Annotated in this window: 15 protein-coding genes; 4 read left to right on the plus strand and 11 right to left on the minus strand. The window is 65.5% G+C overall.

What is annotated here, in order from left to right; translation table 11 throughout:
• Positions 1-296 precede the first annotated feature (296 nt).
• The 10 genes from lolD to RZV17_RS10680 all read right to left on the minus strand — a co-directional run bounded on the left by lolD (position 297) and on the right by RZV17_RS10680 (position 7,049).
• Positions 297-1,052, minus strand: coding sequence for a lipoprotein-releasing ABC transporter ATP-binding protein LolD (gene lolD, locus RZV17_RS10635; protein ID WP_047694857.1), 756 nt, complete (start codon positions 1,050-1,052; stop codon positions 297-299).
• Positions 1,045-2,286, minus strand: a complete 1,242-nt coding sequence (locus RZV17_RS10640) for a lipoprotein-releasing ABC transporter permease subunit (protein WP_104580692.1) — start codon at positions 2,284-2,286, stop codon at positions 1,045-1,047. Before RZV17_RS10640 ends, lolD begins: the two co-directional genes overlap by 8 nt.
• Before the next feature lie 23 nt (positions 2,287-2,309).
• A complete protein-coding gene (locus tag RZV17_RS10645; RefSeq protein ID WP_166748619.1) occupies positions 2,310-2,762 on the minus strand; it encodes a hypothetical protein in 453 nt (150 codons plus the stop codon).
• Positions 2,713-2,961 carry a succinate dehydrogenase assembly factor 2 gene (locus tag RZV17_RS10650; RefSeq protein WP_047694862.1) on the minus strand — a complete coding sequence of 83 codons (249 nt, stop codon included), beginning with the start codon at positions 2,959-2,961 and terminating at the stop codon, positions 2,713-2,715. Before RZV17_RS10650 ends, RZV17_RS10645 begins: the two co-directional genes overlap by 50 nt.
• A gap of 108 nt (positions 2,962-3,069) precedes the next feature.
• Positions 3,070-3,852, minus strand: a complete 783-nt coding sequence (locus RZV17_RS10655; RefSeq protein WP_039409057.1) for a succinate dehydrogenase iron-sulfur subunit — start codon at positions 3,850-3,852, stop codon at positions 3,070-3,072.
• A 16-nt stretch (positions 3,853-3,868) separates the two neighbouring features.
• Positions 3,869-4,078 carry a hypothetical protein gene (locus RZV17_RS10660; RefSeq protein WP_047694864.1) on the minus strand — a complete coding sequence of 70 codons (210 nt, stop codon included), beginning with the start codon at positions 4,076-4,078 and terminating at the stop codon, positions 3,869-3,871.
• 3 nt (positions 4,079-4,081) lie between these two features.
• A complete protein-coding gene (gene sdhA / locus RZV17_RS10665) occupies positions 4,082-5,872 on the minus strand; it encodes a succinate dehydrogenase flavoprotein subunit (RefSeq protein WP_039409054.1) in 1,791 nt (596 codons plus the stop codon).
• Between the two features lie 33 nt (positions 5,873-5,905).
• Positions 5,906-6,292 carry a succinate dehydrogenase, hydrophobic membrane anchor protein gene (gene sdhD, locus RZV17_RS10670; RefSeq protein ID WP_039409052.1) on the minus strand — a complete coding sequence of 129 codons (387 nt, stop codon included), beginning with the start codon at positions 6,290-6,292 and terminating at the stop codon, positions 5,906-5,908.
• Positions 6,289-6,684 (minus strand): succinate dehydrogenase, cytochrome b556 subunit, encoded by a 396-nt coding sequence (sdhC, locus tag RZV17_RS10675; RefSeq protein WP_047694866.1) that lies wholly within the window; start codon positions 6,682-6,684, stop codon positions 6,289-6,291. Before sdhC ends, sdhD begins: the two co-directional genes overlap by 4 nt.
• Positions 6,685-6,740: 56 nt before the next feature.
• Positions 6,741-7,049, minus strand: a complete 309-nt coding sequence (locus RZV17_RS10680; protein WP_338063804.1) for a DUF1674 domain-containing protein — start codon at positions 7,047-7,049, stop codon at positions 6,741-6,743.
• Here RZV17_RS10680 and RZV17_RS10685 point away from each other — a divergent pair.
• Positions 6,951-7,823: a folate-binding protein YgfZ gene (locus RZV17_RS10685; RefSeq protein ID WP_047694868.1), complete on the plus strand. Its 873-nt coding sequence runs from the start codon at positions 6,951-6,953 to the stop codon at positions 7,821-7,823. The two genes, RZV17_RS10680 and RZV17_RS10685, sit on opposite strands and share 99 nt — an antisense overlap.
• Here the strand turns inward: RZV17_RS10685 and ugpC are convergent.
• A complete protein-coding gene (gene ugpC, locus RZV17_RS10690) occupies positions 7,820-8,908 on the minus strand; it encodes an ABC transporter ATP-binding protein (RefSeq protein WP_047694870.1) in 1,089 nt (362 codons plus the stop codon). The two genes, RZV17_RS10685 and ugpC, sit on opposite strands and share 4 nt — an antisense overlap.
• A gap of 420 nt (positions 8,909-9,328) precedes the next feature.
• Between ugpC and zwf the strand changes: the two genes are divergently transcribed.
• Genes zwf through pgl form a run of 3 tightly spaced genes read left to right on the plus strand, consistent with a single transcriptional unit; the run spans position 9,329 to position 12,479 of the window.
• The gene (zwf, locus tag RZV17_RS10695) at positions 9,329-10,759 is read left to right on the plus strand and encodes a glucose-6-phosphate dehydrogenase (RefSeq protein WP_104580695.1); all 1,431 of its coding nucleotides are present in this window, start codon (positions 9,329-9,331) and stop codon (positions 10,757-10,759) included.
• Positions 10,756-11,763: a glucokinase gene (gene glk, locus RZV17_RS10700; RefSeq protein WP_005995646.1), complete on the plus strand. Its 1,008-nt coding sequence runs from the start codon at positions 10,756-10,758 to the stop codon at positions 11,761-11,763. The genes zwf and glk overlap by 4 nt, the downstream gene beginning before the upstream one ends.
• Positions 11,760-12,479 (plus strand): 6-phosphogluconolactonase, encoded by a 720-nt coding sequence (gene pgl, locus RZV17_RS10705; protein WP_355603257.1) that lies wholly within the window; start codon positions 11,760-11,762, stop codon positions 12,477-12,479. The genes glk and pgl overlap by 4 nt, the downstream gene beginning before the upstream one ends.
• Positions 12,480-12,488: the final 9 nt, after the last annotated feature.

The raw sequence follows: 12,488 nt of genomic DNA on the forward strand, positions 1-12,488 counted from the left end.
ATCTGCCGCATCACGGTCGGCAGGCTCGCAGCGGTAACGTGGGGTACTTCTTTCGTTGCGCCGAGCGCCGTGTACGTTTTCGTTCGCGGAGCGCCCACACAGCGTTCGTCACGCAGAGCGCAACGCAGTCATTCGCATCTCAGGGCGGATCGGGTAAGCGCCACCGCATACTCACTTGCGATACCACAATGATCCGCAGGCATCGTGCAAGTGACTTCTGCCCCATTAGTGGAGGGCAACGCAATCGCCCTCCCGATGCAGCGCTGCCGAACCGGCGACAGCGCCTCGGTGACTGACTACACCGCCGACGGCGCCAATTCGCGCAGCCTGCCTTGATGCAGCTCCAGCACGCGGTCCAGACGCCGCGCCAGGCTGCGGTCGTGCGTCACCAGCACCAGGCTGGTGCGCTGCGCGCGGTTGAGTTCCAGCATCAGCTCGAACACCGTGCCGGCGGTCTTGTCGTCGAGATTGCCGGTGGGTTCGTCGCCCAGCACGCAGCCGGGCTTGTTGACCAGGGCGCGCGCCACTGCGCAACGTTGACGCTCGCCGCCCGACAGCTCGCTGGGCTTGTGTTCGATGCGATGCCCGAGCCCGACCGATTCCAGCAACTGCAGCGCCTGCGCCCTGGCAACCGGCACGTCCTGGCCCGACAGCAGCACCGGCATCATCACGTTCTCCAGTGCGGTGAATTCCGGCAGCAGGTGATGGAACTGATACACGAAACCGAGCGCCTGGTTGCGCAGCTTGCCGCGCTGGCCATCGGACAGCGCCGACATGCGCTCGCCCGCCACATACACTTCGCCCGAGGTCGGAATGTCCAGCCCGCCAAGCAGGTGCAGCAAGGTGCTCTTGCCGGCACCGGACGCGCCGACGATCGCCACGGTCTCGCCGGTGGCCACCGCCAGATCCAGGCCGTCGAAAACCGGCGTGCGCATCTTGCCTTCGGCGTAGGTCTTGGCCAGACCCTCGGCCCGAATCACTGCCTCTGCCTGGTTTGGCTTTTGCACGACCGATTCCCGATTCCCGAATCCCGAATCCCGGATCTCATTCATAACGCAGCGCCTCCGCCGGCTGGGTGCGTGAGGCGCGCCACGCCGGATACAGGGTCGCCAGGAAACTCATCACCAATGCCACCACGGTGATCACCACCACATCCTGGGTCTGCATGTCGGTGGGCAGGCCGGTGATGTAATAGACGTCTTCCGGCAGCAGCTTGACGCTGAAGATCGTTTCGATCACACCAAGGATGCGCTCGAGATTGAGCGTCAGCACGATGCCGCCGATCACGCCCATGATCGTGCCCATGAAACCGATCAACGACCCCTGCACCATGAACACCTGCATCACCCCGCCGGGCGACAGGCCCAGTGTGCGCAGGATGGCGATGTCGGCCTGCTTGTCGGTCACCAGCATCACCTGCGACGACACCAGGTTGAAGGCGCCCATCGCCACGATCAGCGACAGCAGGATGCCCATCACGGTCTTTTCCATCTTCAGCGAGTGATAGAGATTGGCGTTTTCCTGCGTCCAGTCGCTCACCCGGTACGGGCCGTGCAGTTTCACCGCCAGATCGCGCGCCACCGGCCAGGCCTGATCCATGTCGTGCAGTTTCAGGCGCACGCCGGTCACGCCGTCCATGCGCAAGACGCGCGCCAGATCCTGCATGTTGACCACTGCCAGTCCGCGATCGATTTCGTTGTAACCGGCCTCGAAGATTCCACTGACGGTAAAGCGCTTGAGCCGCGGCATGGCGCCCAACGGCGTGGCCTGGGTATCGCTGAGCAGCACGACGATGCCGTCGCCTACGTCCACGCCCAGCCACAGGGCCAGTTCCTTGCCGATGACGATGTTGTAGGAACCGGGCGTCAGGCTGTCCACCGAGCCCTGCTGCATCTTCTTGGCCAGCACCGACACCTTGGCCTCTTCCGACGGGACGACGCCACGCACGATGGCCGGCTGCTTGCGCGGGCCCTGCAGCAACGATTCGGTTTCGATGTAGGGGGCCGCGCCAGCGATACGCGGGTCGGCCATGGCGACCTCGACCGCATGCTCCCAATCGCGCATGGGCGCGCCGTCGGCACTGACGGTGGCATGCGCGGCCATCTGCAACAGACGGTCGCGGATCTCTTTCTGGAAACCGCTCATCACCGCCAGCGTGGTGATCAGCACGGTGACGCCCAGGGCGATGCCCAGGATCGATGCCATCGAGATAAACGAGATGAAGCCATTGCGCCGCTTGGCGCGCAGGTAGCGCAAGCCGATGGCAACCGGGATAGGTTTGAACATGCGGTTCAACCAGGAAAGGGACGCTATGGTGCCACTAGCGACCGCCGGGACGAAATGGCGTGTGCGTGAGCGGCCAGACGCAGTTCACGTCGTTGCGTCGCCGGCAGGGTGTCAGGCCAGAAATGCAGGCGTTCGCGGCGTGCATCGGCACGTGTCCACGACACCACCGCGATCGGCCCACGCCACGCAACCTGCAGGTCCTGCACGGCTTGGCCGTCGATGCTGGCGGGCAGCTCGCCCCACGGGATCAGCACCTGCCGCGCAGGCGAGCGCAACAACGCCCCAAGCGAGCGCGCGGCAGATACCGGCACCCAGGCAGACAGCAACGCCGCCAGCCACAGCGGCACCCCGCTACGCCACACCGCGCACAGCGCCAGCACGGCCAGTGCGCTCACTGCGCAGACAAGCCCGCGCGAAGGCCGCCACTCAAGCCGGCAAGGCGCGGATATCGGCGATGAGGGCGGCATTGGCGGCATCGGGGCAGGCCTCGTATCCCATGAACCAGCGCCACAACTTATCGTCTTCGCAATCCAGCAGCTGTAGGAAAACCGCGCGCTCGGACTCGGAAGCCTGCGCCCAGCGTTGATCCAGATAACGCCCGAACAGTTGGTCCAGTTCACGCATGCCACGCCGGCAACGCCAGCGCAGCTTTTTCAGCAAGGTTTGCTCGTCCATTTCATCTCCCTATCGCCTGGCCAGAGGCGAAAACGACAGCGGCACCTGACCCAAGGGCCGGTGCCGCTGCGAACCACATCCCGCCAGGCGGGACCGCGCTGCCAGCAATCAGGCGCGACGCGCCATCATCAGCTTCTTGATTTCGGCAATGGCCAGTGCCGGATTCAGGCCCTTCGGGCAGGTCCGTGCGCAGTTCATGATGGTGTGGCAGCGATACAGCTTGAACGGGTCTTCCAGATCGTCCAGGCGCGCACCGGTGTCTTCGTCGCGCGAGTCGATGATCCAGCGGTAGGCCTGCAACAGGATGGCCGGGCCCAGGTAACGCTCGCCGTTCCACCAGTAGCTCGGGCAGCTGGTCGAGCAGCACGCGCACAGGATGCACTCGTACAGGCCGTCGAGCTTCTTGCGATCTTCCGGCGACTGCAGGCGCTCGCGATCCGGCGGCGGCGGGGTCTGGGTGCGGATCCAGGGTTTGATCGAGGCGTACTGCGCATAGAAATGCGTCAGGTCCGGCACCAGATCCTTGATCACGCTCATGTGCGGCAACGGATAGATCGGCACTTCCGACTTGCCGCAGGCCGCAATCGCCTTGGTGCAGGCCAGCGTATTGGTGCCGTCGATGTTCATCGCGCACGAGCCGCAGATACCTTCGCGGCACGAACGACGGAACGCCAAGGTCGGGTCGATCTCGTTCTTGATCTTGATCAGCGCGTCCAACACCATCGGGCCGCACTTGTCGAGATCGATCTCATAGCTGTCGGTACGCGGGTTGGCGTCGCCATCCGGATCCCAGCGGTAGACCTTGAAGGTGCGCGTGTTCTTGGCGCCCTGTGCAGGGTAATGCTTGCCCTTGCCGATCTTTGAATTCTTGGGGAGGGTGAACTCTGCCATAGCTGCTCTCGTTGGCTCAGGCGATGCGCGGTGCGAACGACAACCGCACCGTGCGCATGAAAGTGAAAACGGTGGATGCCACCATCGAATCGATAGCGCAGCGGCCGGCCAGTTGCCGGCGCTGCGCCTGCGTCCTGCGACGGCCTCGTTGCTGCACGATGGCGCCGCTCTGCCGGAACACACCGGCAGGCACCTTCGACGCAGACGTGGCGTGTTGCAGACGCATCAATCAGTACACGCGCGGCTTCGGCGGGACCACGTCCACGTCCTTGCTCAGCGTGTACATGTGCACCGGGCGATACTCGAATTCGCACTTGCCCTTGTCGTCGACGGTCACCAGCGTGTGCTTCTGCCAGTTGACGTCGTCGCGGTCCGGGAAGTCCTCGTGCGAGTGCGCGCCACGGCTTTCCTTGCGTTGCTCGGCCGAATTGATCGTCGCCACTGCATTGAGCAGCAGGTTGTTCAATTCGTAGGTCTCGATCAGGTCCGAGTTCCACACCAGCGAGCGGTCCGACACCTTGACGTCTTCGAAGGAAGCGAAGATCTCGGCCATCTTGTCCACGCCTTCCTTCAGCGTCTTGCTGGTACGGAACACGGCCGCGTCCGACTGCATGGTGCGCTGCATGTTGTCGCGGATCACCGAGGTCGGCGTGGAGCCGTTGGCATAGCGCAGCTTGTCCAGCAGGCCCAGCGCCTTGTCGCAGGCATCGGACGGCAGCGGCTTGTGCGGCTGGTTGGTCTTGACCGTTTCGGCGCAACGGTTGGCCACCGCACGACCGAACACCACCAGGTCCAGCAACGAGTTGGAGCCCAGGCGGTTTGCGCCATGCACCGACACGCAGGCAGCTTCGCCGATGGCGTACAGACCGGGCACCACCGCGTCCGGGTTGTCGCCCTGCTTGCGCACGACTTCGCCGTAATAGTTGGTCGGGATGCCACCCATGTTGTAGTGCACGGTTGGCAGCACCGGAATCGGCTGCTTGGTCACGTCCACACCGGCAAAGATGTGCGCGCTCTCGGCGATACCGGGCAGCTTGTCGTTGATCACTTCCGGGCCGAGGTGGGTCAGGTCGAGCAGGATGTGGTCCTTGTGCTCGCCCACGCCACGGCCTTCGCGGATCTCCACCGTCATCGACCGCGACACCACGTCGCGCGAGGCCAGATCCTTGTAGTGCGGTGCATAGCGCTCCATGAAGCGCTCGCCATTGCTGTTACGCAGAATGCCGCCTTCGCCGCGCACGCCCTCGGTGATCAGGCAGCCCGCACCATAAATGCCGGTGGGATGGAACTGCACGAACTCCATGTCCTGCACCGGCAGGCCGGCACGCATCACCAGGCCGCCGCCGTCACCGGTACAGGTATGCGCGGAGGTGGCGCTGAAATAGGCACGGCCGTAACCGCCGGTGGCCAGCACCACGCCATGGGCGCGGAACAGGTGCAACGTGCCATCGGCCATGTCCAGCGCAAGCACGCCGCGGCAGACGCCTTCTTCGTCGAAGATCAGGTCGAGTGCGAAATACTCGATCATGAAGCGCGCGTTGTGCGCCAGCGACTGCTGGTACAGCGTGTGCAACATGGCGTGGCCGGTACGGTCGGCTGCGGCGCAGGTGCGCTGCGCGGACGGGCCTTCGCCGTACTTGGTGGTCATGCCGCCGAACGGACGCTGGTAGATCTTGCCCTCTTCGGTGCGCGAGAACGGCACACCGTAGTGCTCCAGCTCGATGATGGCCGGGATCGCCTCGCGACACATGTACTCGATCGCGTCCTGGTCGCCCAGCCAGTCGGAGCCCTTGATGGTGTCGTAGAAGTGATAGCGCCAGTCGTCCTCGCCCATGTTGCCGAGCGCCGCGGAAATACCGCCCTGCGCGGCAACGGTATGCGAACGGGTCGGGAAGACCTTGGTCAGGCAGACGGTCTGCAAGCCCTTCTGGGCCAGACCGAACGTGGCGCGCAGGCCGGCACCGCCGGCGCCTACCACGACCATGTCGTACTTGTGTTCTGTGATCTTGTAAGCGGACATCGAATTATGGATTCCTGTTTGGTCGCTGGCGACTCAGCTGATGCCGAGCGCGATACGCGCCACGGCAAACACGCTGACGATGGCGCCCAGCACGGCGACGAAGCGCACGATGGTCTGCGCCGCAAGCGCGAGCAGCGAGTTGTGCACGTAATCTTCCAGCACCACCTGCATGCCCAGCTGCGCATGCCAGAACGAGGCGATCAGGAAGCCGACCAGCAGAATCGCGTTCCACGGCTTGGCAACGGCGGCGCTGGCGGTCGCATGGTCGGCGCCGACCAGGCTCAGCACGAAGATCAGGAACCAGATCGACAACGGCACCAGGGCGGTGGCGGTCAGGCGCTGGACGACGAAATGCTCGGTACCGGTCTTGGCGGCACCCAGGCCTCGCACGTTTTTGAGCGGGGTACGGTAGCGGCTCATGCAGCACCTCCAGACAACAGGACGTAAGCCCAGATCGCGGCGGTGAGCACCAGGCTCAGCACCACCGACAGCCAGCCCAGGCTGACGAACGAACGCACGGCGTAGCCCTGGCCAAAGTCCTGCAGGATGTGGCGCAACCCACCGAACAGGTGGAATGCAAAGCTCCAGGTCCAGCCGAACAGGAACACCTGCCCGTACCAGGCGGCAGCATGTTCGCGCAGGCAATTCCAGTGGTCGGGGCCAAGCATCAATGTGAGCAAGGCGGCGGCAATTCCCAAGGCGCCGACCGACAGAACAATGCCGGTGGCTCGATTGAGAATCGAGGTCACCATCTGGATCTGCCAGCGGTACACCTGGAGATGCGGGGAAAGAGGACGTTCGCGGATCGCCATTCGCTGGGCTCGTTATCTCGGCTGGGCGGCACTAGGCCGCTGTGGCTAAAAGCTGCTCAAAAATCGATGCAGCGTCCATTTTTTTCCCAGTCGCCGTAGCGCGTTGGCTCAGGGCCGTCGCGCCCACCGATCTCTTTGGGCAGTGGCTTCTTCTCGGGAATGTGCTCCTGAGGGGAAGGCTGCGTCTCGGAATCCTGCGATGGCGTGGGGGTTGGATGGCCTATCATAGTGGTCTCACAACATTGCGATTTTAGTCCTCCCCTTCCGTGGCTGACAACCTGAATCTTATTCCGCAGGGTTTTGGCTCCCTGCACGACATGCAATACGTCCGATTGGCCGGCGCGGATGCAGTGGCGTTTGCGCATGCCCAATTTGCCAATGACGTCCAGGCGCTGGCGATCGGGCAGTGGCAATGGAATGCGTGGTTGACGGCGAAGGGGCGCGTGGTTGCCATCTTCGCACTCCTGCGTGAGGACGACGCGCAATTGCTGATGCTGTTGCCGGACGGCAATGCAGCCGAGATCGCCGCGCAGCTCGGCCGTTTCGTGTTCCGGCGCAAGCTGACAATCAACGCCATCAAGCTATCGGCGTACGGCGGCTTCGAGCCGGCGCAACGCGCGTACGGTGCACACGCCGATATCGGAACGCTGCATATCGCGCTGGACATGGGCACAGCCGGGCGGCCGCGCACGCTGCTGCTTGTGCAGCACACGGCATTGGCCGCGCCTATAGAAGTGCCGAGCATCGACGCGCGATGGCGCCAGGAAGATCTGCAACTGGGGCTGGTTCGCCTGCCGCAGGCCCAGCGCGAACAGTGGACGCCGCAACAACTTGCGCTGGACCGTCTGCACGCCTTCAGCGTCAAGAAGGGCTGCTACCCCGGCCAAGAAATCGTGGCGCGCACGCACTTTCTGGGCAAGGCCAAGCGTGCGTTGCAGTTGCTGAAGATCGAAGGCAAGGCCGAAGCCGGCGACAGTGTCGTGCTCGACGGCACCGCCATCGGGACAGTGGTCAGTGTCGCCGAACCACTGGCGCTGGCCGTGCTTCCGCTGGATCTGGCCCTGGGCGATGACGCCGTGCTGCAGGCAGGCGCGCACCGCGCGCGCCCGCTCGCCCTCCTTCCCGGCCTGGAGCGTTAGGCCGGTTCCAGCCGCTGCCCGGTCGCCGGGTCGAAGAAATGCAGCGCATCACTGCGCAAGGCCAGGCGCAGCGGCTGCCCGACCGCAGGCAGGGCCTGCGGCGCCACACGGATCACCAGCGGCTGGCCGCCGCGGTCCAGGTTGAGGAAGATCTCGTTGCCTACCGGCTCGATCACTTCCACCCGTGCCTCGAAGCCCAGCCGTGCGTCTTCGGACGGTTGCAGGTGCTCGGGGCGCACGCCGACGATCACGTCCTGACCGAACCAGCGACGATCAACCCGGGCAGCGCCCAACGGCACCCGCCAGCCGTCGGCCAGCACCAGGTGCAGGCCATCCTGCTCGTCCAGACGCCCCTGCAGCACATTCATTGCCGGGCTGCCCAGAAAGCCGGCCACGAACAGATTGGCCGGGCGGTCGTACAGCGCCATCGGGCTGTCGATCTGCTGGATCACGCCGTCCTTGAGCACCACGATGCGCTGGCCGAGCGTCATCGCCTCGACCTGGTCGTGGGTGACATAGATCATGGTGGTGCCGAGCTTGCGATGCAGCTGCGCGATCTCGGTGCGCACGCTGTGGCGCAGCTTGGCGTCCAGGTTGGACAGCGGCTCATCGAGCAGGAACACCGAGGATTCGCGCACCATCGCCCGGCCCAGTGCCACGCGCTGGCGCTGGCCGCCGGACATGGCCTTGGGCAGCTTGTCCAGCATCGGGGTCAGGCCCAGCAGCTCGGCCGCATTGTTGACGCGCTCGGCGATGACCTGCTTCGGGTGGCCGCGCAGCTTGAGCCCGAAGGCCAGATTCTCGGCGACGGTCATGTGCGGATAAAGCGCGTAGCTCTGGAACACCATGGCGATGTCGCGGTCTTTCGGCGCCACGTCGTTGACCACGCGCTCGCCGATCTTGAGCGTGCCGGCGCTGATGTCCTCCAGCCCGGCGATCATGCGCAGCAAGGTCGACTTGCCGCAGCCGGACGGCCCGACCAGCACCATCAACTCGCCGTCGGCGACCTCGAAGCTTGCGCCCTGCACCGCCACCTGGCCGTTTTCATAGACCTTGCGGACACCTTCCAACTGCACTTTCGCCATCGTTCGGCCTCGACTGTGTATGCGCCCTGCCCTCGGCCCTCCCGACGGCAATGACGACCGACCCGTTTGCGCGAAATCTCTGTGCAAACGAATGCATTGGTTTATTCTGACATGTAATCGTTTTCACATGGCAACATCGATCTCGGGAGGGACCATGCCGCTACCGACGCACGCCGCAGTTTCCAGTGGCGTCACCAGTGACTCGTCACCCGGCATTCCGCCACGCAGGTGCAGGTATGCCGCCGGGGCGCTAACCCCTCACGGCCCGTTGCTGCAACAATCGGGGGCTGGACGTCAGCGTCCATCCCCCGCTGCGCGCACGCAAGTGTCGCTCAGGAACAGACGTACCGACCGCCGGCTGTCCGGCGCCTTTCCGCCAAGCCGCTGATAACGATGTCTCCAGAATCTGAAACTCGGTCCATGCATAACACCCTGATCCTGTTCGGCGCCACCGGCGATCTCGCCCAGCGCTATCTCTTCCCCTCCCTGCTGCGCTTGTTCGTCGACGGCCTGTTGCCGGAGGACTTCCGCATCCGTGCGCTGGCATTGTCGCCGCACGACACCGAGGCCTTCCGCGAGGTGCTGCGGCCGCGCCTGACCGAGGCGTTGCCGATCGCCACGCCCGAGCAGATCCAGACATTGCTGCAGCGGGTGGACTACCGCTCGGTGGATCTGCGCGATGCCGAGTCGGTGGCCAATGCCGTGCGCGAGCTGGCCAACCGCCAGTGCGTCAGCTACCTGGCGATCCCGCCGGGGCTGTACATCAGCACCTGCCAGGGCCTGGCCCTGGGTGGCGCGCTGGCGGCACCGCACCGGCTGATGCTGGAAAAACCGATCGGCCACGATTCGGACAGCGCCCGCGAGATCCTGCAGTCGATCGGCGCGCTGATCGACGAAGACCGCGTGTTCCGTCTCGACCATTACCTGGGCAAGGCGGCGGTGCAGAACCTGATCGCGCTGCGCTTCGGCAACACGCTGCTCGAAGCGGTGTGGAACCGCACGTATATCGAGTCGGTGCAGATCCTGGTCGCCGAAAGCGAAGGCGTGGACGGGCGCGACGCGTATTACGCGCGCTCCGGCGCCCTGCGCGACATGGTCCAGAGCCATATCCTGCAGCTGTTGTGCCTGGTGGCGATGGAGCCGCCGGCCTCGCTGGAAGCCGACCGCATCCGCGACGAGAAGGTCAAGGTACTACGGGCGCTGCGCCCGATGACCGCCGACCACGCCGCGCATGACAGCGTGCGCGGCCGCTACACCGCCGGCACCATCAACGGCCAACCGGCGCAGGCCTATCACCCGCCGGAAGGCAGCGACGTGGAAACCTTCGTCGCGGTGACTGCGCATATCGACAACTGGCGCTGGGCCGGGGTGCCGTTCCACCTGTGCACCGGCAAGCGCCTGGCCGAGCGCTCCACCCGGATCGTGGTGACGCTCAAGCCGGTCACGCATTGGCTGTTCGAGCGCCCGGACCGCCAGAACGCGGTGCCCAACCGCCTGACCTTCCAGCTGCAGCCACAGGAAAACATCGAACTCGGCCTGATGAGCAGCCTGGCCGGCCCGGAATGGGGCGCCATCGAACTGCAGCCGCTGGAACTGGAACTGTCGGTGCCAACCGGCCTGCACCGCCGCATCGCTTACGAGCGGCTGTTCGTGGACGCCTTCAACGGCAACCCGGCCCTGTTCGTGCGCGATGACGAGGTCAAGGCCGCGTGGGCCTGGATCGACAGCGTCAGCGATGCCTGGAAGGACGCAGCCCTGCCGTTGCAGCCCTACCCGGCTGGCAGCTGGGGCCCCGACGCCGCCACCCCGTTCCTGCCTCCGGCCACCGACGCACAGGGAAACAACGCATGACCGCTCCTTCCAAGCCGGTGCTGGTTGCCGATATCGGCGGCACCAACGCGCGCTTCGCGCTGGCCGATGTCGACGCCTCGGTACCGCTGCTGGATGACACCTCGCGCGAATTTGCGGTGGTGGAGTTCGCTTCGCTTGGCGAAGCCGCGCGTTACTACCTCGACCAGATCGGCGTGCAGGCCACCCAGGGCGTGTTCGCCGTGGCCGGCCGCGTCGATGGCGACGAAGCCCGCATCACCAATCATCCGTGGGTGATCTCGCGCACGCGCACCGCCAGCATGCTGGGTTTCAGCACGCTGCACCTGATCAACGACTTCGCCGCCCAGGCCATGGCGATCAGCCTGTTGCGGCCACAGGACGTGGTGCAGGTCGGCGGCGCCAGCTGGCGGCCGGCGCCGATCGATCAGCCGCGCAACTATGGCGTGATCGGTCCCGGCACCGGCCTGGGCGTGGGTGGTCTGATCATCCGCAACGGGCGCTGTTTTCCGCTGGAAACCGAAGGTGGCCATGTCAGCTTCCCGCCGGGCACGCCCGAGGAAATCCGCGTGCTGGAGATCCTCTCCGAGCAGTTCGGCCGGGTCTCCAACGAGCGCCTGATCTGCGGGCCGGGGCTGGTCAACATCCATCGCGCCCTGAGCGAGATCGCCGGGGTCGACCCGGGCCCGCTGGAGCCCAAGGACATCACCGCACGCGCAGCCGCTGGCGACCCGCGTTCGGCGCGCACCATCGACCTGTTCTGCGCCATCTTCGGTGCGATCGCCGGCGACATGGTGCTGATGCAGGGCGCCTGGGACGGCGTGTTCCTCACCGGCGGGCTGGTGCCCAAGGTGCTGGATTCGCTGCAGCACTCCGGCTTCCGCCAGCGTTTCGAACACAAGGGGCGGTTCTCCGCCATCATGTCGCGGGTGCCGTCGCTGGCGGTCATGCATCCGCATGCCGGCCTGCTTGGCGCCGCCGCGTATGCGGTGGACGCGCAACGCCAGCACCCCGGGGAGCAGCGATGAACCTGCAGGACAACCCGCGCATCACCCTGGTGCGTTACGACGACCCGGCCGAGTGGACCGAGGCGGTGGCCAGCGAAATGGCCGACCTGCTCGAACAGGAGATTTCGCGGCGTGGCCAGGCGCGCATGCTGCTCTCGGGCGGCACGACGCCGTCGCCGGTGTACGAATCCCTCGCCCACCGCCCGCTGGACTGGTCGCGGGTGGAGGTGGGCCTGGTCGACGAGCGCTGGCTCTCGCCGCAGGACCAGGACAGCAACGCCTGGCTGGTCAATCACAGCTTCCTGAGCCATGCGCCGGCGGCCACCTTCATCCCGCTGGTGCGCCCCGGCAAGCAGTTGCCCGAGTGCGTGCACACCGCCAACCTGCAGGCCACCCATGCCGAGCCGGCCTGTCTGGCGGTGCTGGGCATGGGCGGCGACGGACACACCGCTTCGCTGTTCCCAGGCTCCACCGACCTGCCCAAGGCGCTCGCCAGCCCGCAGCCGTACGCCTCGCTGGATGCGACCGGCTGCCCGGGCGCGAACCAGTGGCCATTGCGCATCACCCTCACGCCTGCCGGTCTGTCCGCGATTCCGACCCGCCTGCTGCTGTTGCGCGGCAAGCAGAAGCTGGATGTGTTGCAGGCCGCGCTGGCAGGCGAGGATGTCGGCGAGTACCCGATCCGCGTGGCGCTGCAGCAGCCTGGTCCGCGCTTGCGGGTGCATTGGTGTCAGTGATGCGAGTTC

This window comes from Xanthomonas cannabis (genome assembly GCF_040616535.1).
Classification (GTDB): Bacteria; Pseudomonadota; Gammaproteobacteria; order Xanthomonadales; family Xanthomonadaceae; genus Xanthomonas; species Xanthomonas cannabis.